Source organism: Cryobacterium sp. Y82, from assembly GCF_002929495.1.
GTDB lineage: Bacteria > Actinomycetota > Actinomycetes > Actinomycetales > Microbacteriaceae > Cryobacterium > Cryobacterium serini.
Genome location: NZ_PJJJ01000026.1, coordinates 96,972 through 117,595, shown reverse-complemented (window position 1 = coordinate 117,595; position 20,624 = coordinate 96,972). Strand labels below are relative to the sequence as shown.

The 20,624-nt window shown below is 66.2% G+C and carries 18 protein-coding genes; 12 read left to right on the top strand and 6 right to left on the bottom strand.

Features of this window, described 5'->3' with window-relative positions; genetic code table 11:
• Position 1: 1 nt before the first annotated feature.
• Positions 2–709, bottom strand: coding sequence for a GntR family transcriptional regulator (locus CXY70_RS04595; RefSeq protein ID WP_104191206.1), 708 nt, complete (start codon positions 707–709; stop codon positions 2–4).
• The gene (locus CXY70_RS04590) at positions 697–2,154 is read right to left on the bottom strand and encodes a fumarylacetoacetate hydrolase family protein (RefSeq protein ID WP_104191205.1); all 1,458 of its coding nucleotides are present in this window, start codon (positions 2,152–2,154) and stop codon (positions 697–699) included. The genes CXY70_RS04595 and CXY70_RS04590 overlap by 13 nt, the downstream gene beginning before the upstream one ends.
• Positions 2,155–2,329: 175 nt before the next feature.
• On the opposite strand from CXY70_RS04590, the gene CXY70_RS04585 reads away from it, so the two are divergent.
• The 8 genes from CXY70_RS04585 (at position 2,330) to CXY70_RS04550 (ending at position 10,107) form a co-directional block, all read left to right on the top strand.
• Positions 2,330–3,811 carry an NAD-dependent succinate-semialdehyde dehydrogenase gene (locus tag CXY70_RS04585; RefSeq protein WP_104191204.1) on the top strand — a complete coding sequence of 494 codons (1,482 nt, stop codon included), beginning with the start codon at positions 2,330–2,332 and terminating at the stop codon, positions 3,809–3,811.
• A gap of 191 nt (positions 3,812–4,002) precedes the next feature.
• A complete protein-coding gene (locus tag CXY70_RS04580; protein ID WP_104191203.1) occupies positions 4,003–4,647 on the top strand; it encodes an RNA polymerase sigma factor in 645 nt (214 codons plus the stop codon).
• Positions 4,634–5,440 carry an anti-sigma factor gene (locus CXY70_RS04575; protein ID WP_104191202.1) on the top strand — a complete coding sequence of 269 codons (807 nt, stop codon included), beginning with the start codon at positions 4,634–4,636 and terminating at the stop codon, positions 5,438–5,440. The genes CXY70_RS04580 and CXY70_RS04575 overlap by 14 nt, the downstream gene beginning before the upstream one ends.
• Positions 5,441–5,537: 97 nt before the next feature.
• The gene (locus CXY70_RS18260) at positions 5,538–6,851 is read left to right on the top strand and encodes a DUF4397 domain-containing protein (RefSeq protein ID WP_233205735.1); all 1,314 of its coding nucleotides are present in this window, start codon (positions 5,538–5,540) and stop codon (positions 6,849–6,851) included.
• Positions 6,852–7,053: 202 nt separating this feature from the next.
• Positions 7,054–7,860, top strand: a complete 807-nt coding sequence (locus CXY70_RS04565; RefSeq protein WP_104191201.1) for an RNA methyltransferase — start codon at positions 7,054–7,056, stop codon at positions 7,858–7,860.
• Between the two features lie 49 nt (positions 7,861–7,909).
• Complete coding sequence (locus CXY70_RS04560) at positions 7,910–9,094, top strand: thiolase family protein (protein ID WP_104191200.1); 1,185 nt, start codon at positions 7,910–7,912, stop codon at positions 9,092–9,094.
• Positions 9,094–9,876 carry a 3-hydroxyacyl-CoA dehydrogenase gene (locus CXY70_RS04555; protein WP_104191199.1) on the top strand — a complete coding sequence of 261 codons (783 nt, stop codon included), beginning with the start codon at positions 9,094–9,096 and terminating at the stop codon, positions 9,874–9,876. Before CXY70_RS04560 ends, CXY70_RS04555 begins: the two co-directional genes overlap by 1 nt.
• 9 nt (positions 9,877–9,885) lie before the next feature.
• Complete coding sequence (locus CXY70_RS04550) at positions 9,886–10,107, top strand: hypothetical protein (RefSeq protein ID WP_104191198.1); 222 nt, start codon at positions 9,886–9,888, stop codon at positions 10,105–10,107.
• Between the two features lie 111 nt (positions 10,108–10,218).
• Here the strand turns inward: CXY70_RS04550 and CXY70_RS04545 are convergent, their stop codons facing one another.
• Genes CXY70_RS04545 through CXY70_RS04535 form a run of 3 tightly spaced genes read right to left on the bottom strand, consistent with a single transcriptional unit; the run spans position 10,219 to position 13,705 of the window.
• Positions 10,219–11,238 (bottom strand): agmatine/peptidylarginine deiminase, encoded by a 1,020-nt coding sequence (locus tag CXY70_RS04545; protein WP_104191197.1) that lies wholly within the window; start codon positions 11,236–11,238, stop codon positions 10,219–10,221.
• On the bottom strand, positions 11,235–12,206 hold the full coding sequence (locus tag CXY70_RS04540; RefSeq protein ID WP_104191196.1) for a nitrilase-related carbon-nitrogen hydrolase: 972 nt from the start codon (positions 12,204–12,206) through the stop codon (positions 11,235–11,237). The genes CXY70_RS04545 and CXY70_RS04540 overlap by 4 nt, the downstream gene beginning before the upstream one ends.
• A gap of 56 nt (positions 12,207–12,262) precedes the next feature.
• On the bottom strand, positions 12,263–13,705 hold the full coding sequence (locus tag CXY70_RS04535; RefSeq protein ID WP_104191195.1) for a helix-turn-helix domain-containing protein: 1,443 nt from the start codon (positions 13,703–13,705) through the stop codon (positions 12,263–12,265).
• Positions 13,706–13,884: 179 nt separating this feature from the next.
• Here CXY70_RS04535 and CXY70_RS04530 point away from each other — a divergent pair, with 179 nt between their 5' ends.
• Positions 13,885–15,735 carry a phosphoenolpyruvate carboxykinase (GTP) gene (locus tag CXY70_RS04530; protein ID WP_104191194.1) on the top strand — a complete coding sequence of 617 codons (1,851 nt, stop codon included), beginning with the start codon at positions 13,885–13,887 and terminating at the stop codon, positions 15,733–15,735.
• A 178-nt stretch (positions 15,736–15,913) separates the two neighbouring features.
• Here CXY70_RS04530 and CXY70_RS04525 read toward each other — a convergent pair whose 3' ends face one another.
• Entirely contained in the window at positions 15,914–17,863 is a 1,950-nt protein-coding gene (locus CXY70_RS04525; protein ID WP_104191193.1) for an ABC transporter ATP-binding protein, read from the bottom strand.
• 67 nt (positions 17,864–17,930) lie between these two features.
• Between CXY70_RS04525 and CXY70_RS04520 the strand changes: the two genes are divergently transcribed.
• From CXY70_RS04520 to CXY70_RS04510, 3 genes are read left to right on the top strand one after another with little or no spacing between them, the layout of a single operon-like run.
• Positions 17,931–18,872, top strand: coding sequence for an ABC transporter ATP-binding protein (locus tag CXY70_RS04520; RefSeq protein WP_104191192.1), 942 nt, complete (start codon positions 17,931–17,933; stop codon positions 18,870–18,872).
• Positions 18,869–19,732, top strand: a complete 864-nt coding sequence (locus tag CXY70_RS04515) for an ABC transporter permease (protein WP_104191191.1) — start codon at positions 18,869–18,871, stop codon at positions 19,730–19,732. Before CXY70_RS04520 ends, CXY70_RS04515 begins: the two co-directional genes overlap by 4 nt.
• Entirely contained in the window at positions 19,729–20,568 is an 840-nt protein-coding gene (locus tag CXY70_RS04510; RefSeq protein ID WP_104191190.1) for an ABC transporter permease, read from the top strand. Before CXY70_RS04515 ends, CXY70_RS04510 begins: the two co-directional genes overlap by 4 nt.
• Positions 20,569–20,624 lie beyond the last annotated feature (56 nt).

Below are 20,624 nucleotides of genomic sequence, written 5' to 3'. Positions count from 1 at the left end.
GTCAGGCTTTCTCTCTCGGGGACGGTTCGACTTCGATGTGGAGATGATGCGACTTCTGGTAGGCGAGGAAGGCATCCAGCGTGCCGGTGCGGTGAGCGCGCGCGGCCAGCTCGAGCGTGAGCGCGTCGGCGCCCGCCTCGATCAGCTGAAGCAGGTTGTCATGTTCCGCTACCGAGTCGCGGGCGCGGCCGGGCACGAAGCTGAAGGTGGAGTCGCGCAACACCTTCATGCGGTTCCAGCCGCGGTGCACCAGATCGAGGATGTGCGGGTTCGGGCAGTTCTCGAACAGGATCGAGTGAAATTCAAGGTTGAGTTCGGTGAACCGGTGCGGGTTGAGGTCTTCGAGGGAGGCAGTCATGGCCTGGTTGACCGTGCGGGCGCGTTCAATGTCGGCGGTGGTGATGAACGGCGCCGACAGTGCGGTCGCGACGCCCTCGACGACACTCAGCGTTTGCATTGTATAGAGATATTCGGTCTCTTCGAGCATGGCGACCTGCGCCCCGACGTTGTGCTCGAAGGTGACCAGCCCCTCCGCTTCAAGGCGGCGGATAGCCTCGCGCACCGGTACGACACTCACGCCCAGGTCCTTACCGATCGCGCCTAGAACTAAACGGTAGCCCGGCGTGAACGTTCCGTCGGAGATGCGCGCCTTGATCCATTGATAGGCGAGTTCGGACTTGCTCACCGATAGCGCTATTACTGCAGCCATGCTCGGTACCGTTCCTTCCACTTGGCGTTCATCGGGTACAGCCCGTCGACACCTTCGCCCGCGGCAACCATCTGGGCGATAAACGTCTCCTCACGCTCCTGCTCGATCGCGTCGGTGACAACCTCTTCGATCACGTGTGGCGGAATCACGAGGACGCCGTCGGCATCGCCGACAATCACATCGCCGGGCTGCACCGCCGCACCGCCGCAGGCGATGGTGAGGTCCGTGTCCCACGGCACGTGCCTGCGGCCGAGAACGGCAGGATGCGCGTTGGCGAAGTAAGTGGGCATCTCGAGGGCGGCCACGGCGGTCACGTCGCGCACCCCGCCATCCGTCACGAGGCCGGCCGCGCCGTTGACCTGCGCGCGGAGGGCGAGGATGTCCCCGACCGTGCCGGTGCCGGTCTCGCCGCGGGCCTCGATCACGAGTACGTCTCCGGGGCGAAGCGAATCAAAGGCGCGCTTTTGCGCGTTGTAGCCGCCGCCGTGGGCGATAAAGAGGTCCTCCCGGTTGGGAATGAATCGCAGCGTTCGGGCGAGCCCCACCAGGCGTTTGGTGGGACGTGTGGACTGAAGTCCGTCGATCGAGACGTTATTCAGGCCGCGCTTGCGCAGTTGCGAGCTGAGCGTGGCGGTGCCGACCGAGTTGATCTTCGCTTTGAGCTCGTCGGTCAGAATGGTGGAACCGGCCTCCGGTAGTCCGGCTGCTTCGGCTGAACCCCAGGCCTCAGCTCGCTGCAGATCGTCGATCTTCGGACTGGCGCCGTATTCGGCCATCGCGACCGCGCCCGCGACGACCGGTGTGACCAGTCGTCCGCTGCTTGGCGCTCCCGGCGCGGTCGGGGCATCCACTTCGACCTCGACCACGTCGCCGGGCTGCACTACTGAAGACCCAGCGGGGGTTCCGGTGAGAATCACGTCGCCCGGCTCGAGCGTCATCAACTGGGAGAGATCGGCGACCAGGCGACCGAACGGGAAGACCAGCTCTGCAGTGCTCTCGTCCTGCACCAACTCGCCGTTGACCCAGGTGCGCACCCGCAGGGCATCGGGTTCAACGCCTCTGGCGTTGAGCACGTTCGGGCCGAGCGGGGTGAAGCCGTCTCCGCCCTTGGACTTCAAATTCGACCCCTTGTCGGCGTAGCGTAAATCGTAGACGCCGAAGTCATTCGCGGCGGTGACACCAGAGACAGCCGCCCAGCCCTGATCCGGGCTCACTCGACGGATGCTGCGGCCGATGATGAGGGCGATCTCGCCCTCGAAGGCGAGCAGTTCGGTGCCGGCCGGGCGTTCGATCGGGGTACCCGAGGCGCTCACCGAGGTGCCGGGCTTCAGGAAGTACGAGGGCTGCTCCGGCACGCGGCCGCGCTGGGCAATGCGGGAGGGATAGTTTAGATGCAGTGCAATCACCTTGCCGGGGGTGCCGGTAAATGGTGTGGGGTTCTGCATGTGAGGTCCTCTCGCAGCGCTGCGTGTGTATTTGAAATAATATACGATCACGCGAACGACGCAAGCCCGTCGAACAGCGGCTCGATCCCACACCGAGCGGCCTGCGACCTTGTCGGTGGGCAGAGCTAGGCTACTACCGTCAGATCGACGGGCAGACACAAGCATGGGAGATGCAATGACGGTTGTTACCGAAGCGCCAACGAACGAATCCAAACTGCTCGCTCGCGTGCCCAGCCAGCTCTACATCAACGGTAAATGGGTTGCCGCCACCGGCGGGCGCACCCTCGATGTCGTCGACCCGGCCACCGGCCGTGTCATCAAAACCATCGCCGACGCGAGCGTGGCCGACGGCGCTGCCGCCCTCGACGCCGCCGACGCCGCGCAGGCTGACTGGGCGGCGACCCCGGCCCGCGTACGTGGAGAAATTCTGCGCCGCACCTTCGACCTGTTGCAGGAGCGCAAGCAGGAATTTGCCCTGCTCATGACCCTCGAAATGGGTAAGCCGCTGCCCGAAGCGCTCGGCGAGGTCGGCTACGGCGGTGAATTCTTGCGCTGGTTCAGCGAAGAAGCCGTGCGCATCAGTGGTCGCTACGGCACCAACCCCGAGGGCACCGGTCGCACGATCGTCACCCAGCACCCGGTTGGACCCTGCCTCTTGATCACCCCGTGGAACTTTCCCCTGGCCATGGCGACCCGCAAGATCGCCCCGGCGCTCGCCGCCGGCTGCACCGTCGTAGTCAAGCCGGCCGCCCTCACACCGCTGACCACCCTGCACTTTGTGGCCCTGCTTGAAGAGGCTGGCCTGCCAGCCGGTGTCGTCAACGTCATCACGACGTCCCAGTCCGGCGCGGTGACCGAGCCGATCATCGCCGATCCACGCCTCCGCAAGCTCAGCTTCACCGGGTCGACCCCGGTCGGCAAGGCGCTCATCAAGCTCTCCGCCGAAAACGTGCTTCGCACGTCGATGGAGCTCGGCGGCAACGCCCCGTTCGTCATCTTCGCCGACGCCGACCTCGATAAAGCCGTCGATGGTGCACTCCTCGCGAAGTTTCGCAATATCGGCCAGGCCTGTACCGCGGCCAACCGCTTCATCGTGCACGAGTCCGTCGCCGCCGAATTCGCCCGCCGGGTCACCGAAAAGGTCGAAGCCTTTCAGATCGGGCGTGGTACCGAGGCCGGCATCACCATTGGCCCGCTGATCGATCAGAAAGCCGTCGCGAAGGCCGACTCCCTCGTGCAGGACGCGCTCACCCGCGGCGCGACCCTGCTCACCGGCGGCAGCGCCATCGAGCGTGAGGGCACCTTCTACGCACCCACCGTACTCACCGATGTCGCACCCGGCAGCGACATCCTGCGCGATGAGATCTTCGGCCCGGTGCTGGCAATCAGCACCTTCACCGATGAAGAGGATGCCGTGCGCCTCGCCAACGACACCGAGTTCGGCTTGATCAGCTACGTCTTCACGACCGATCTCGCCCGCGGCCAGCGCATGATCGACAAACTGCAGACCGGCATGATGGGCCTGAACACCGGCGTCGTCTCCAACGCGGCCGCGCCGTTCGGCGGTGTCAAGCAGTCCGGTCTCGGTCGCGAGGGCGGCCTCGAGGGCATCCAGGAGTACCTGTCGACGAAATACACGCTCACGCCCGTGTCCTAGCCGGCACGCGTAACGAGCGATGCCGCAACCCGCGCGCAGAATCGCGACCGGGTGCATCCGCTATGCGTTCGAGGCGAGAACTAGCAGGTTAGGTGATTTTCGTCGGGGAGGGCCGCAGCCGGCGACGTCGGGTTTGCTGCTGTGGCCCCTGCTGCGTGGTGAAGCTGCTGCCGAGTCGAAGGAAACTCACTATGCTGGTGGGCGCGGAGGTCGACACCGAAACGGTGCCGCAGCCGCGCCCCTGCCCGGTTCGAGTTTTGGCCCGAAGGACCCACCCCGACGTGAGCGCACCCATCGACGATGACGCAGCCCTGGCCGGCGCCTTTCAGGACGGCGATGAGCGGGCCCTGGCTGCCGCCTACGCCCGCTGGTCGTCGCTGGTCTTCACGATCGCCGTGCGCTCCCTCGCCAACGCGGCTGATGCCGAAGACGTCACCCAGAAGGTGTTCATCGCAGCCTGGCGCGGCCGTGCCGGGTTCGACCCGGCCCGATCCCGGCTGCCGGCCTGGCTGACCGGCATCACCCGGCACGTGATCGCCGACACCCACGAGGCGCGCAATCGACAACGGCGCATCGAGCAAGCGCTCGCCGCGACCGTACCCGCACACCGTGTCGACGACAGCATCAGCGTGGTCAACCGGGTACTGGTCGGCGACGAAATCGACCGGCTCGAGCCGGTCCCGCGCCAGGTGATGCGCCTGGCCTTCTTCGACGATCTCACCCAGGTGCAAATCGCCGACAGCCTCGGACTGCCGCTCGGCACCGTCAAGAGCCACATGCGCCGCAGCCTGACCCGGCTGCGCACCCGGCTGGAGGTGTCCGATGATTCCTACTGACCGCGCCCACCTCGACCGCACCCACATCGTCACCGATGACCTGCACCTGCACGCCCTGGCCGAACTCGACGTGAGCGATGCAGAACGCGTCCACCTCGCGGCCTGCGCCAAGTGTGCGGGCGAGTACCTGGCCCTGCGGCAGGTCGTGCAACTCGGTCGAGCGGCCAGGCCCGACCGTCTGCTCACGCCGCCCGAGGAGGTCTGGGCGAGCATCCACGCCGAACTCGCACTGAGCGACGCCGTACGCACACCGCCGCTGCCCCCGCCGCTTTCTTACCCGACGGACGCCGCGGCCGAGCCGCACGCATCCGCTGGCAAACGCGGCGAACCGGCCGCTTTCTCACCGGTTCGCCAGTTTCCTCATCTCCGGTGGGTGCTGGTCGCGGCGGCCGTCGGCCTGGTCGGGCTGGCCGGTGGCATCGCCATCGGCGTGGCGACCACCACCGGAGGCGCTGAGCGGGTTATGGCCGAAGCCACCCTCGGTGCACTGCCTGGCTGGACCGCGAGCGGATTGGCCAGGGTCGAAGAATCCGTCGACGGTCAGCGCTCGGTCGTCGTCGACCTCGACGCGCCGGCCGGCGCAAGCCTGCGCGAGGTCTGGCTGCTGAAAGCGGATGCCTCCGGCCTGGTCAGTCTCGGATTTCTGGACGGGTCCACCGGCCGTTTCACCGTTCCCGCCGGCGTCGACCTAGACCAGTACCCGCTCGTCGATGTGTCGGCCGAACCCGCCGACGGCGACCCGGCGCACTCCGGCGACTCGATCGTGCGCGGCGAACTGCTCGCGGGTTACTGAGAATTACTCACTGTCGGTGCATCCGAATCCCGCGGGGGCGGGGAAGGTGTTACCAAGGGAGGTAAGCCGCCTTCCGTAACGACCCATGGAGGTAGCAATGCGCAAGTCCATCGCCGTCGGAATATCCGCCGGCCTCCTCGTAGCTTTCGCCGGGCTCGCGCCGGCGCAGGCGGCCGTACCCGCGGCATCCACCTCGCCGGGCACCGGATCGGTGTCGGTGCTGCATGCCATCCCCGGCCTCACCCTCGACATCTCGGTCGACGGCCGCGTGGTCGTCGACGACTTCGAGCCGGGCACCCTGCTCGGGCCGTTGAAGATTGCGGCCGGCACGCACACCGTCGACATCTCCGCGTCGAACCCCCTCGAACTCGGCGGCAGCGCCAATGGCTCACCGTTGGTCGGCCTCGCACTGAGTGGTTCGAGCACCGTGACCGTCACGGCGAATCGCAGCTTCACGGCCGTCGCCCACCTGACTGACGCCGGTATACCCACCGCAACGCTGTTCAACGACAACACCGCGCCGCTGGCTGCCGGGCAGGGCCGCCTCACCGTGCGCCATGTCGCGGCCGCTCCCGCCGTGGACGTGCTCGCGAACGGCGCCGTCGCCGTCGCCGGCCTGACCAATCCGTCGGAGGCTGTGCTCGACCTGCCGGTCGGCACGATCAGCGCCGTCGTCGCTGCGGCCGGAACGACCGCGCCGCTGCTCGGCCCGGCCGATGTCATGATCGCCCCGCGCACCAACACCATCGTCTACGCCTGGGGCAGCCTAGCTGAGGGTGACCTGGCCCTGTTCGTACAGACGGTGCGCACGCGGGCCGCCGCGTCGGCATCCGTTTCGGTGCTGCATGCCATCCCCGGCGTCGTGGTCGATGTGTACGTCGATGACAAACTGGTCATCGACGACTTCGAGCCCGGCACCCTCACGAAGACGTTCCGCATCGCGGCCGGCACCTACACCCTCGCCATCACGGCAGCGGATGCCGCCGACGCGAGCGCCCCCGTGATCGGCCCGGTCGACCTCGCGGTCGCTTCCGGACTGAACTACACCGCGGTTGCCCACCTGAGCGAGGCCGGAGTTCCGACCGCCGCGCTGTTCACCAACGACACGTCCGCACCCGGTGACGGCCAGGGCCGCCTGACCGTGCGCCACGTTGCTGCCGCCCCGGCCGTCGACGTGCTCGCCAACGGCGCCCCCGCCATCACTGGCCTGACCAACCCCAACGAATCCCTGCTCGTGCTGCCGGTCGGCACCATCTCGGCAGCGGTTGCCGCTGCCGGAACCACGGCGGCGCTGATCGGGCCGGCCGACGTCGACATCGCCTCGAGCACGAACACCATCGTGTACGCCTGGGGCAGCCTCGCCGACGGCACGCTCGCCCTGGCCGTGCAGACGGTGCCCACTAAGAAGTAGTTCTACCTCCGCTGCGCCAGTTCGAGCCACCGTGGCGCATAACTCCTGCAATCTGCGGCGTGTAGCCGTTCGCCCCTCGGAAATTCGGGGGTCGAACGGCCTCGATTGGCAAATTGCAGGAGTTAGGCGCGAAGTGGCCCGGGCCGGGAGACCGAGCGCCCGGGCGAGGGGCGGCGTCCGGGTGGCTGGTTAGACTTTGCGGATGCCCCTGATCGCGATCGACGACCTGAGCGACCCGCGACTGGTCGACTATGCCCACCTCACCGATGTGGCGCTGAAGAAGGCCCGCGGCACCGAGCACGGACTCTACATCGCCGAATCGGCGCTCGTGCTGGAACGGGCTTTACGTGCCGGGCATGTTCCGCGGTCGGTGCTCGCGCTCGGCAATACGGCCGACGAGGCACTCTCGGTGCTCGGCCACTACGCGGCCGAGGTTCCCGTGTTCGTGGGCCCGGGAGAAATGCTCGCCGAACTCACCGGGTACATTCTGCACCGCGGCCTGATTGCCTCGATGCACCGGCCTGAGCTGCCGAACGCCGACACATTGCTGGCCGGTGCGCGCCGCATCGTCATTATCGAAAACGTGTCAGACCCCACCAACGTCGGCGCCATCTTTCGCTCCGCCGGCGCGATCGGAGCGGATGCCATTCTAGTCACGCCCCGCTGCTCAGACCCGTTCTACCGCCGGGCCATCCGGGTGTCCATGGGCACCGTGCTGCAGGTGCCGTGGACCCGTGTCGGTGACTGGACGACAACCCGCGCCCTGCTCACCCGGCACGGTTTTCACGTCGCCGCTCTCGCCCTGACCCCGGGTGCGGTCAGCCTGCGCGACTTCGACGGCACCGGGCATGAACGCCTGGCACTGCTGCTCGGCGCCGAAGGCGAGGGGCTCACATCCGAGGCGCTCACATCGTCGGACAGTGTTGTGCAGATTCCGATGAAGCACGGCATCGACTCGCTCAACGTCGCCGCGGCGAGTGCAGTGGCCATGTGGGCGCTCTCCGGGTAACCGAACACAGCGCCCGCTGAGGGCGCCCCGCCGGGCCTAGGCTGTGGTCATGAGCAATGAAGCTGTCATCGTGGATGTTTTGCGTACCCCGTCGGGCCGGGGCAAACCGGGGGGCGCTCTCGATGGCATTCATCCGACCGACCTCCTGGCCACTGTGCTGCGCGAACTGGTCGGCCGCAACAACCTCGACCCGGCGCTCGTTGACGACGTGATCGGAGGCTGCGTCAGCCAGGTCGGCGAGCAGAGCACCAACGTCACCCGCACCGCTCTGCTCAGCGCCGGGTTCCCCGACACCGTCCCCGGCACCACGATCGACCGGCAGTGCGGATCCAGCCAGCAGGCAACCGCCTTCGCCGCCCAGGCCGTCATGAGCGGCAGCGCTGACATCGTCATTGCCTGTGGCGTCGAGTCAATGAGCCGGGTTCCGCTCGGGTCATCGGCCGGCGGGCAGGACCCTTTCGGCACGCTCATGCATGCGCGCTACCCCGACGGCCTCGTCAACCAGGGCGTCTCCGCCGAGCTCATCAACCAAAAATGGAACCTCGGCCGCGACGCCCTCGACAATTACGCGGCACGCTCCCACCGGCTCGCCGCTGCGGCGACCGAACGGGGCGATTTCTCCGGTGAAATCGTGACCGTCACCCGGCCGGACGGCCGCGTGGTCAGCGAGGACGAGACCATTCGCGCCGGCACGTCGCACGCCTCGCTGGGCGGCCTGCGCCCCGCCTTTCGCACCGATGCCCTCGCCGCCCGGTTTCCGAATCTCGGCTGGCATGTCACGGCCGGCAACTCCTCGCCGCTGACCGACGGCGCCTCAGCGACCCTGATCATGAGCGCCAAGCGGGCGGCCCAGCTCGGTCTCAACGCCCGCGCCCGGTTTCACAGTTTCACCGTGTTAGGAAGTGACCCGCTGCTCATGCTGACCGGCGTGATTCCGGCGACCCAGCGCATCCTCTCTCGGGCTGGCCTGAATATCGACGACATCGACGCCTACGAGATCAACGAAGCCTTCGCGAGTGTGCCGCTGGCGTGGCTGCGCGAGCTTCACGCCGACCCCGATTGCCTCAACCCGCGGGGCGGCGCCATCGCCCTCGGCCACGCGCTCGGTTCCTCGGGCACCCGTCTGCTCGGTACCCTGCTCAACCACCTGGAAATGACCGGTGGCCGGTGGGGCCTGCAGGCCATGTGCGAGGGCGGCGGCATGGCCAACGCCACCCTGATCGAGAGGATTTAGTGAATATAAACGGATGCTCCGCCCTCATCACCGGAGGCGCCTCCGGCCTCGGCCTGGCCTGCGTTCGCACCCTGCACGAAGCCGGGGCATCCGTGGTGTTGCTGGATCTGCCTGGCGCTCCCGGGGAGGAGATCGCCGCGTCGCTTTGCGACAGGGCCCGGTTCGTCGCAGGTGATGTGACGAGCGCTGGCGACGTGCAGACCGCCGTCGACACCGCGATGGCGTTGAGCCCGCTCCGTATCGTGGTCAATTGCGCCGGCATCGCGCCCGGGGCTCGCACGGTGGGCCGCGACGGGCCGCTGCCGCTTGAAGACTTCGAGCGCGCCATTCGCATCAACCTTGTGGGTACGTTCAACGTCGTGCGACTGGCCGCCGCGGCGATGCAGCGCACCGAACCCGTGGGTGACCCACACCGCCAAGGCGGCGCCGAACGCGGCGTCATCGTCAACACGGCATCGGTCGCCGCGTTTGACGGGCAGATCGGGCAGGCGGCCTACGCTGCGTCCAAGGGTGGCGTCGCCGCGATGACCCTTCCGCTCGCCCGCGAATTTGCGCAGAGCCTGATTCGAGTCGTATCGATTGCGCCCGGCATCTTTGACACCCCCATGCTGCAGGGGCTGCCGCAGTCGGTGCGGGACTCCCTGGGCGCCCAGGTGCCACACCCGTCCCGGCTCGGAGACCCGAAGGAGTTCGCATTCCTGGTTCGGCATATCATTGAAAATCCCATGCTCAACGGAGAAACTATCCGTCTCGACGGGGCCATTAGGATGCAGCCGAAGTAGGGTTATTTCGTGGAGGTAGCGAGTCATCAGGGGAGCAAATCGCATGGCAGTCATCTTCGGCACCTCGTTCTCGCCGGGTTCGCCTGCGGCATCCTCGCTGTTCTCCACCTCGTCTGGGCAAACTTAGCCGTTCCGTTGCCGCTGTTCACCAGCCCGCCCAGCCGGCCGCGGGCATCCGTTCTACTGAACGTCGACGCCGTCGCTCTCGTGATCTGGGGGGCAACGTCATGACGCCGCAGCTCGGCGCCTGGGCCTTCGCGCTGCTCATCGTCGCCGTGCTGGTTCCATTCCTCGTGATTCGTGCCTGGCACAATCGCCGGGTAGCCGCAGCGCCCTGACCGGCTAAGACGGCTGCTGCTGCGTGATGCAGTGGATGCCGCCGCCGCGCGCGAACAGCGGCCGCGCGTCGACCGACACCACCCGTCGCCCCGGGTAGGCGGCTGCGAGAACCTCGCGGGCTGCTGCGTCGGTGCGCTCCTCGCCGAAACTGCAGGCAATGACGCCGCCGTTGACGACGAGATGGTTTACATAGTTGTAGTCCACGAACCCCTCATCGTCGCGCAGCACGGCTGGCGCCGGCAGATCGATGATCGTGAACGGTCGCCCGGCTGCATCGTGCGCGTCGGCCAAGAGTGCTCGAAATTCCCGGGTAAGCGCGTAGTCGGGATGCCCCGAATCGTTCTGCGCGTGCAGCAGAATCGTGCCGGGCGACGGCATCGCGGCGACCATGTCGATGTGACCGCGGGTGCCGAACCGCGCCTGGTCGCGGGTTAGGCCGCGCGGCAGCCAGACCACGTGTTCGGCACCGATCGTGCGGCGCAATTCAGCCTCGACCGAGGCCCGCGTGGCGCGGGGATTGCGCCCGGGGTCGAGCTGCACGCTTTTCGTCGCGAGAACCGTACCCGCACCGTCGACGTGGATTCCGCCGCCCTCGTTCACGAGGTGTGACGAGACGACAGCGGCACCGGCGGCATCCGCTACGAAACGGCCGATCGAGGCATCTTTGTCCCAGCTGGCCCAGTCCTGCGCGCCCCAGCCATTGAAGGTCCAGTCAATGGCGCCGAGGCGGCCTGCGTCATCGTGCACAAAGCTCGGGCCGATATCGCGCATCCAGCTGTCGTTCAGCGCGGCCTCGACAACCTCGATGCCGCTCCCCAGATAGTGGGCGGCGTCGGCGCGAGCAGCCGGGTCGACGACCATCGTCACCGGCTCGAAGTCGGCCACGGCGTGCGCCACGGCGGCCCAGGCACGTCGTGCCTCGTGCGCCGACTCCGCGCTGTCGCCGAGGGTGTAGTCGGCGGCTGGAAACGCCATCCAGACCCGGTCCTGCGGCGCGGTTTCGGCCGGCATCCGCCAGGTCATGCGCCCGGCCTGCCAAACGGATGCGCTGGGTCGACGGCCGCCGTCAGCCGCGCGTAACTGCCCGGGCGGCGGGTGGCCAGAAACGGGAACAGGCTGAGCCACTCCACGCGCTGGGCCAGGTCGAGATCCGCCACGAGCGCCACGGACTCCCCGCGCGGCGCCTCGACGAGCACCCGTCCGAACGGGTCGGAGATGAACGACGAGCCGTAGAACGTGAGGTCACCCTCGTCGCCGTGCCGGTTTGGCACGACCATGAAAAGTCCGCTCGTAATGCCGTTAGCCACGATGACCTGCTGCCAGATCGGCTGGGTGTCGAAGTCTGGAAAGAGGGGTTCGGATCCGATCGCGGTGGGATAGGCCAGAATCTCTGCTCCGCCGAGCGCGTACAGCCGGGAAACCTCGGGAAACCACTCGTCCCAGCAGGTCGGCAGGCCGAGGCGTGCGCCCGCCGCGGTGTAGACCGGGTAGGCGTCTTCGGCGGGCCCCGGCCGAAAGTAGGTGTCCTCGTAGTAGCCGGCGGTGACCGGGATGTGCATTTTGCGGGTGCGGCCGAGCAGCTCACCGGTCGGCGACACCAGGATGGCCGTGTTGTACCCGCGCGGGTCGTCGGGGGCGTCGGTTTCAGCCGGCTGTTCAAAGAGTGACGCGTGCACGATGACATTGTGCAGTCGCGCCTGGGCGGCCGCGAAGGCGAAGGTCGGGCCGTCCCGGAGCGGCTCGGCGTCCGCTTTGGGAATTCCGGTGGCACGCACATTCCCGGGATACTTGCTGAGGGTGAGCTCGGGCAGAAAAACGATGCGGGCACCGGCCTCGGCGACCAGACGGATGCCCTCGGTCAGCTCGGCCCGCAGCGTCACCTCATCAGCGTGCCAGCGATGCTGCACGAGGCCGACGCGCAGGGGAGCGCGGTCGGGCTGATGCACCCGAGTGGGCGAGGCGGGGCTGGTCGGGGCCGTAATCAGGCGCATGCTGTTCTCCTGAGGTTCTGGGCGATCAACTATCTGCTTCAAACTATATGGTCCGGCTACTCCGCCGCGTGCGCCTCCAAAAACGCGTACACCTCGGAGTCGTCAACGCCGGGAAAGGTTCCAGACGGCAGCGGCGACAGGACGTGCGCGTGCAGCCGCGCGCTTGGCCAGGCCCGTCCCGCCCACCGGGCGGCAGCATCCGAGTTGGGGCGCCGGCAGCATGACTCGTCTGGGCAGCGCGACACCGTGCGCTGCGTGGTCTCTCGTCCGCGAAACCACTTCGCCTGCGCAAACGGTACGCCGACGCTGATCGAGAACTCACCGGCGTCCGTTGACCCGGTCTGGGTGGCCGACCAGTACGTGCCGGCCGGGGTGTCGGTGTATTGGTAGTACTCGGTAGTGCGGTTGGTGTGGGTGAAGGCACTGCGGGCGCTCCACTGCTTGCAGACGTACTGTCCCTCAATCGACCCGGTGACGTCCACCGGAAACGGCAGGTCGTCATTTTCGTACCCCTTCTGCAGGGCGCCGTCCCCGTTGACCCGCAGAAAATGCAGCGTCATATCCAGGTGGGACGTCGCGAGGTTGGTCAACCGCAAAGCCGCCGCCTCGTGGGTGACGCCGAAGGCGTCACGAAAGTCTTCCACGGCCAACTCGCGCTCCTGCTTGGCATGGGAAAGAAAAGCAACGGATGCATCGCGCGGCATCAAACAGGCCGCCGCGAAGTAGTTGATCTCGAGTCGCTGCCAGAGGAATTCGGCGTAGCTGCGGGGCCGTTCGTGCCCGAGCAGCCGATGGCCCATCGCCTGCAACGCCATCGAACGCAGCCCGTGGCCGCCGGGAATCGAGGCCGGCGGCAGGTAGATGCGCCCGTTGGCGAGGTCGGTGACTGACCGGGTGGAGGCCGGCAGATCATTCACATAGATCAGGCTGAAGCCGAGCTGATCGGCCATGACACTGACCTCGCGGTGGGTGAGGGCACCCGACACGTGCCCGCTGGCGCGCACCCGCTCCTCGACGAGCTCCTCGATCTCGGGCATGTAGTTGCCCTGTTCGCGCATCCGCTCACGCAATTCGGTATTGGCGCGCCGCGCCTCCTCCGGCGTCGCGATGGCTTCGCTGGCCCGGCGGGACAGTTCGCGGTGCAGGCCGAGGAGCGACTCGATGGCCGGCAGCGGCATCCCCTTCGTGACTTTCACCATGGGCAGTCCCAGCGCTTTGTACAGCGGGTTTTTCTGCGCCCGATCCAGTTCGATCTCAAGGGCCGCCCGGTTATTTGGTGCTTCCCGGCGGAGCAGTTCGGCCAGGTCGACGGACAGGGCCGTCGCAAGCTCCTGCAGGGTGGAGAGTTTTGGTTCGCGACGGCCGTTCTCGATCAGTGACAGCTGGCTGCCGGCGAGGCTGACGCGCTCACCGAGTTGGTCGAGGGTTAGGCCGCGTTCGCTTCGAAAATGACGGATGCGATGGCCGAGGGTGATCAGATCGGAAGCTTGAGGTGCCATTCCTTAACGATATCTAAAGAACAGTGGTTTTTAACTCGCAATATCGCGGTTTCTCTTCTGGAGAGGGGGCCATCCTTGATTTGTAGCCAAAATTATGGCCGTACGCAACGCCACGTGAGCAACGCAGCCCGGCGTTCCACAACTTTGCACCTACCCGAGCAGAATAGAAAGGCCAGACGATGACCCTCACCAACTCTTCCCGCCAGACCACCGGGGACGCCGACTCGGCCCGCACGGGTAGCACCGACCCCAACCTGCAGGCCTGGGTCGACGAGATCGCGCGCCTGACCCAGCCCGACGCGATCGTCTGGTGCGACGGCTCCAAGCGCGAGGCCAACGAGCTGTCCAAACTGCTCGTCGCCTCCGGCCAGCTCATCCGGCTGAACCCGGAATGGCGCCCCAACAGCTTTCTCGCTCGCACCAATCCGAAGGACGTCGCCCGCGTCGAGAACCGCACCTTCATCTGCTCCAACGAGGAAGCGGATGCCGGCCCCACCAACAACTGGGCCGAACCGTCCGCCATGCGCGCCGAACTGCGCGGTGTCTTCGCCGGCTGCATGCGCGGACGCACCATGTACATTGTGCCGTTCTCGATGGGCCCGCTTGGCGGCCCCATCTCGCAGCTCGGCGTCGAGATCACCGACTCTCCCTATGTCGTACTCAACATGGGCATCATGACGCGCATGGGCGAGACCGTGCTGACCATGATCGAAGCGGGCGAACCGTGGGTGCACACCGTGCACAGCGTCGGCTACCCGCTCGTCGACCAGTCGGGCATCACTCGCCCTGAGGTGGAATGGCCCTGCAACGACGACAAGTACATCGTGCAGTTCCCCGACACCCGCGAGGTCTGGTCCTACGGTTCCGGCTACGGCGGAAACGCCCTGCTGTCGAAGAAGTCGTTTGCTCTGCGCATTGCGTCGGTCATGGGCCGTGACGAGGGCTGGCTGGCCGAGCACATGCTGCTCATCAAACTGATCTCGCCCGAGGGCGGCGTGTTCCACATGGCGGCCGCGTTCCCCTCGGCCTGCGGTAAGACGAACCTGTCGATGCTGCGCCCGACCATCCCCGGTTGGAAGGTCGAAACCATCGGCGACGACATCGCCTGGCTGCGCCAGGGCGAAGACGGTCGTCTCTGGGCGATCAATCCTGAGGCCGGCTTCTTTGGAGTCGCCCCCGGAACCGGTGAAACCACCAACCCGACCGCCGTCTCCACCATGTGGGGCAACACCATCTTCACCAACGTCGCCCTGCGCGACGACGGAGACGTCTGGTGGGAAGGCCTCACCGACAAGGCTCCCGACCACCTGATCGACTGGCAGGGCAAAGACTGGACGCCCGACTCCGGTCGTACCGCAGCCCACCCCAACTCGCGCTTCACCGTTGCAGCCGCTCAGTGCCCGTCCATCGCCGACGACTGGGAAGCCGCTGGCGGCGTGCCGATCGACGCCATCGTCTTCGGTGGTCGTCGGGCCACCAACGTTCCGCTGGTGGCGCAGGCCCGCAGCTGGAAGCACGGCGTTTTCATGGGTGCCACGATCTCATCCGAGAAGACCGCAGCCGCTGACGGTATCGTCGGCGAGCTGCGTCGCGACCCGTTCGCGATGCTCCCGTTCTGTGGGTACAACATGGCCGACTACTGGGGTCACTGGCTCAAGGTTGGCAAGGAACTCGGCACCAACGCCCCGGCGATCTTCCAGGTCAATTGGTTCCGTAAGGGCCCGAATGGCGGCTTCACCTGGCCTGGATTCGGCGAGAACTCGCGGGTCCTCGAATGGATGATTCGCCGCATCCAAGGCACAGCCGACGCCATCGACACTCCGATCGGGCTGCTGCCGGCCGAGGACGGTCTGAACCTCGACGGTCTCGACCTGTCGAAGGAAGCCGTTGACTCGCTGTTCGCGATCGACCAGACCAGCTGGCTCGCCGAGTGCGACCTCACCGAGGAGTACTTCGACAAGTTCGGCGATAAGGTGCCGCCAGCACTGCGCGCCGAACTCGCGAGCGTGCGCTACCACCTGAAGGACTAGTTTCGTACCGCGCAAATGGCCTCGTCACCTCCCGTGGCGGGGCCATTCGCGTCGTGCCAGCTGCTGACTCTGCGCTATCGGCGTACGTAACGCCGGTAGATTTCGCGACACGCCGTCACCTCAGTGCCGTTTGCCCGGCGTGTCGCACATTGACCGGCAATAGTACTGGCAGGCCGCGCTAGACGAGCAGCTGGTGCTTGGCGAGATCCCGGTAGAGCGGGGTCGAGACGACGAGCTCGGAGTGGGTGCCGACGCCGACCACCTCGCCGTGGTCGAGCACCACGATCTGGTCGCTGTCGACCACGGTCGACAGACGGTGCGCGATCACGATGAGCGTGCGATCGGCCGCGACGGCGTCGATGGCCTCCCGCATCATCTGCTCGTTCTTGCCGTCGAGGCTCGACGTGGATTCGTCGAGCAGCAGAATCGGCGGAGCCGCGAGCAGCGCCCGGGCGATTGCAAGCCGCTGGCGTTCGCCGCCGGAGAGTTTCACGCCCGATTCGCCGACAGCAGCTCCGAGCCCTGCCGGGTCGCGTTCGAGTACCTCGCCCAGGTTGACTGCGTGCAGCACCTTGATGCACTCGTCATCGGTGGCGTCAGGAGTTGCCAGGGTGAGGTTGTCGCGCAGCGATCCCGCCAGTACCGGGGCATCCTGCTCGACGTAACCGATCTGCGAGCGGAGCGCCGTGCGATCCAGCGAGCGGATGTCCAGCCCGCCGAGCCGCACAGTGCCATCGGTGACGTCGTAGAACCGTTCGATCAGGGCGAGGATCGTGCTCTTACCGGCACCGCTGGGCCCGACGAGCGCCGTGCGCAGCCCGCGCGGGGCATTGAAGGAGACTCCTTTGAGTACCGAACGGGCTTCGGCGGCGCCTGCGGGGGCGGCGGAAGTGACCGAGCCGGCAGCATCCGTTGTCGCTGGGCTGTCAGGATCTGCTTCGGCGTCAACCTCGACCGGCGCCGCAGCATACCCAAAGTGCACATCCTCGAAGCTGATTGCGGCCGCCTCGGGGCGAACTTTTTCGTTCGCGGCGCCAACCGTCATGGCGAGTGGAGCGATGTCGCGGTCGAACTGGTCCTCGGCGGGCAGATCGATGATTTCCTGGATGCGGCCGAGCGCGCCGAGCGCGGAGTTGACCGAGGTGATCGCGCCGAAGAACTGGCCGAGCGGCATGATCATCATGAAGAGAAAGAGAATGAACGCGACCAGATCGGCAATGGTGATGGCGTCGCTCGCGACCCGAAAACCGCCGACGCCGAGCACCACGAGAAAGGAGACCTGCATTGCAATGCCGGCGATCGGCACGACGAGGGCGCTGATCTTGGCGACCTTGATCCCCATGCGCCAGGCTCCGCGGGCATCCTCGTCGATCACGGCAACTTCACGTTCGGTTGCATTGGCGGCCCGGACGGTGCGGATGGCGCTGATCGCGCGTTCGACGCTGGCCGCGAGGTCGCCGACCTTGACCTGCGCGGCTGTGCTCGCGGTGCGAATGCGACGCGAGAGCAGGATAACGGTGACCACCGACACCGCGATGACGAGCACGGTCAGGCCGAGCAATACCGGGTCGATGATGAGCATTGCCACGAGCGCACCGATAAAGGTGAGCGATCCGCCGATGGCTTCGACCAGGCCCTGCGTGAGCACCGCACGCAACAGGGTGGTGTCGCTGCCGACGCGAGAGACGAGGTCTCCGGTGCGACGTGTGTCGAACTCGCTGATCGGCAGGCGCAGCAGGCGCCCGACCAGTTTGCGGCGGCTCGAGAGCACAACCCCCTCGCCGGTGCGCTGCAACAGATAATGCTGGTAGCCGCTGATCAAACCCGAAATGACTACGAGGGCGATCAGCAGGCCGACGAGGGATCCGAGCGGATCGCCAACCTGCACGATCGTAATGACTCGGCTGACGAGCAGAGGCTGGGCCAGGCTCGCGGCAGCGCCGAGCACGCTCAGCACGATGACGACGCTGAGCACCTTTTTGTGCTCGAACAGGTAGGGCAGCAACTGGCTGAACGTCGCTCTCGGCCCGGTGGGGGCTGGGCGACCGCGTCGGCCGCGCGGCGGCTTGACTGCGGTGGGAGAAGCGGAGGCAGCGGAGGTTTCGGGCGCACGGGTAGCGGAAGTCACTCGTAAATCTTAACCGCCGCAGATGCGAACCATGCCCACTGGAGCGGGGGCGGTCTAGGTTAGAACTGTGCCAGCGCCTGTCATCGCCACCCAGAATCTCGTCAAGAGTTATCCCGTCAAAAATTCGAAGGATTTCGTCGCTGTCGACGGCATCAGTTTTGAGGTCGCGCCGGGGGAGTCCTTCGGGCTGCTCGGGCCCAATGGCGCAGGCAAGTCCACGACGATGCGCATGATCGGCGCGGTCTCCACCCGCACCAGCGGTGACCTCGACGTGCTCGGTCTCGACCCCAATCGCTACGGTCCCGAGATTCGCTCGCAGCTCGGCGTCGTGCCGCAGGAAAACAACCTCGACCTGGAACTGAAGGTGCGCGAGAACCTGCTGGTTTACGGCCGCTACTTCGGGCTGCCACGCGCCCGCGTCGCCCGCCGCGCCGACGAACTGCTCGAATTCGCCCAACTTGCCGACAAAGCCGGCGCCAAGGTTGACGACCTCTCTGGCGGTATGAAACGCCGCCTCACTATCGCGAGGGCCCTCATCAACGACCCGCGCATCCTGCTGCTCGACGAACCGACGACCGGCCTCGACCCGCAGGCGCGCCACATTCTGTGGGACCGCTTATTCCGCCTCAAGGAACAGGGCACGACTCTGCTTCTCACCACCCACTACATGGACGAAGCCGAACAACTCTGCGACCGCCTCGTCGTCGTCGATAAGGGTCGCATCATGGCCGAGGGTTCGCCGGCCGACCTCATTCGCCGCTATTCCTCGCGTGAAGTACTCGAAGTGCGCTTCGGTTCTACCCAGAATGCCGAGGTCGCCGGTCGCATCCAGGGCTACGGTGAGCGGGTCGACGTGCTGCCCGACCGCATCCTGGTCTACAGCGACAGCGGTGAATACGAATTAGAACGGATGTCCGCGGCCGGCCTTCACCCGATCACCAGCCTCGTACGCCGCGCAAGCCTTGAAGACGTGTTCCTGCGTCTCACCGGCCGGAATTTGATCGAATGAGCAACTTTCAGCACGGCGTGAGCGACAGCATCCGCTCACAGACTCTGGCCGCGGCCGTCGCGGCGGCGGCGCGCACCCGGCGTTATGGCTCCTGGTACGTGGCCGAGCACCGGTTCCGGGTGATGCGGTCGTATACCCAGACCGTGCTCTTCACCGCGGTCGGCAGCCCGCTCGTCTACCTTTATGCGATGGGCGTCGGCCTGGCCAGCCTGGTGGACGGCAATCTCGGGAATGACGCCGTCACCGGGGTGAGCTATCTCGCTTTTTTGGCGCCGGCGCTGCTGGCGAGCAGTGCGATCGCCGTGGCCGCTGAGGAGTTCACCTACCCGATCATGCTCGGTTTCAAGTGGAACCCGACCTTTTTCGGTATGAACGCGAGTTCCATACAACCCGGCCAGATCATCAACGGCATCGTCATCTCGGTCGCCGCGCGCATGCTGCTCACCTGCACAATTTTCTACATCTTTATGCTGGCCTTCGGGGCAGTACCCGGTGCGCTCGGATTCGTGGCCGTGCTGGTGGCGCTGCTCACCGGCCTCGCCTTCGGCGCGCTCGTCATGGCCTACACGGCCACCCTCAAGGACGACACCGGTCAGCTCGCCATGGTGCAACGCTTCGTGATTTTACCGATGACCCTGTTCTCGGGCACGTTCTTTCCGCTCGACGTGCTGCCACCGTACCTGCACTGGATCGGTTGGATCTCGCCGCTCTGGCACGGCACGGAGCTCTCTCGCGTCTTCGCCTACGGCCTGCCGGAGCCGATCTGGCTGAGTCTGGTGCACGTGCTCTACCTCGCCGCCCTGTTGACCATCGGCTGGATCTGGGCGCGCCGTATTACCGTGCGCCGGTTGAACAAATGACCGGGCCGCAGCTCTCCCCGTCGACGATCGCGGCATCCGCTCGCTCGCCCCGACCATTTGGCAGTCTGTATGTCGGCAACGCGCGCAGTGTGATGGCGCGCGGCTGGCGGGCCACACGCAGCACTAATTCGCTCGTGGTGGTCAGCGGATTCGTCGAGCCCATCTTTTACCTGTTGTCAATGGGCCTCGGCCTCGGAGCCCTGATCGGCCAGGTGCAGACCGCTGACGGCACTCAGGTGACCTACGCGGCGTTCATTGCTCCGGCCCTGCTCGCCGTCGCCGCGATGAACGGTGCGATCTACGATTCAACCTGGAACGTGTTCTTTAAAATGCAGTTCGCCAAGCTCTACGAGGGCATGCTGTCCACGTCGCTCGGCCCGCTCGACGTAGCGCTGGGCGAGATCTCGCTCGCCCTGCTGCGCGGGCTGCTCTACGCGACCGGATTCCTGCTCGTCATGCAGGCGCTTGGACTCAATCTGTCGTGGTGGGCGCTGGTCGCATTGCCCGCGGTGCTCCTCATCGCGTTTGGTTTCGCGAGCGTGGGCATGGCGGTCACGAGCTACATGAAGACATTCCAGCAGATGGACTGGATCAACTTCGTGTTGCTGCCGATGTTTCTGTTCTCGGCTACGTTTTATCCGCTCAGCGTCTACCCGGCGGGTATCCAGTACGTGATCCAGGCATTGCCGCTCTGGCACGGCGTCGAGCTGGTGCGTGCTTTGACCACCGGGCAGATCGACCCGGGTCTGCTCTGGCACGTGCTCTACTACGTAGTGATGATCATCATCGGTCTGGTTTTGACCACGCGCCGCCTGCGCGCACTATTCCTCGACTAACGCGCGAAAGCGGGAAAATCGTTGCCGGAAGTATCTCGAGGCAACAATTTTCCCGC

What these genes read in the sequence shown, in the direction of transcription:
- CXY70_RS04595 (WP_104191206.1), bottom strand. Translation starts at nt 709, where the DNA reads ATGGCTGCAGTAATAGCGCTATCGGTGAGCAAGTCCGAACTCGCCTAT.
- CXY70_RS04590 (WP_104191205.1), bottom strand. Translation starts at nt 2,154, where the DNA reads ATGCAGAACCCCACACCATTTACCGGCACCCCCGGCAAGGTGATTGCA.
- CXY70_RS04585 (WP_104191204.1), top strand. Translation starts at nt 2,330, where the DNA reads ATGACGGTTGTTACCGAAGCGCCAACGAACGAATCCAAACTGCTCGCT.
- CXY70_RS04580 (WP_104191203.1), top strand. Translation starts at nt 4,003, where the DNA reads ATGCTGGTGGGCGCGGAGGTCGACACCGAAACGGTGCCGCAGCCGCGC.
- CXY70_RS04575 (WP_104191202.1), top strand. Translation starts at nt 4,634, where the DNA reads ATGATTCCTACTGACCGCGCCCACCTCGACCGCACCCACATCGTCACC.
- CXY70_RS18260 (WP_233205735.1), top strand. Translation starts at nt 5,538, where the DNA reads ATGCGCAAGTCCATCGCCGTCGGAATATCCGCCGGCCTCCTCGTAGCT.
- CXY70_RS04565 (WP_104191201.1), top strand. Translation starts at nt 7,054, where the DNA reads ATGCCCCTGATCGCGATCGACGACCTGAGCGACCCGCGACTGGTCGAC.
- CXY70_RS04560 (WP_104191200.1), top strand. Translation starts at nt 7,910, where the DNA reads ATGAGCAATGAAGCTGTCATCGTGGATGTTTTGCGTACCCCGTCGGGC.
- CXY70_RS04545 (WP_104191197.1), bottom strand. Translation starts at nt 11,238, where the DNA reads ATGACCTGGCGGATGCCGGCCGAAACCGCGCCGCAGGACCGGGTCTGG.
- CXY70_RS04540 (WP_104191196.1), bottom strand. Translation starts at nt 12,206, where the DNA reads ATGCGCCTGATTACGGCCCCGACCAGCCCCGCCTCGCCCACTCGGGTG.
- CXY70_RS04535 (WP_104191195.1), bottom strand. Translation starts at nt 13,705, where the DNA reads ATGGCACCTCAAGCTTCCGATCTGATCACCCTCGGCCATCGCATCCGT.
- CXY70_RS04530 (WP_104191194.1), top strand. Translation starts at nt 13,885, where the DNA reads ATGACCCTCACCAACTCTTCCCGCCAGACCACCGGGGACGCCGACTCG.
- CXY70_RS04515 (WP_104191191.1), top strand. Translation starts at nt 18,869, where the DNA reads ATGAGCAACTTTCAGCACGGCGTGAGCGACAGCATCCGCTCACAGACT.
- CXY70_RS04510 (WP_104191190.1), top strand. Translation starts at nt 19,729, where the DNA reads ATGACCGGGCCGCAGCTCTCCCCGTCGACGATCGCGGCATCCGCTCGC.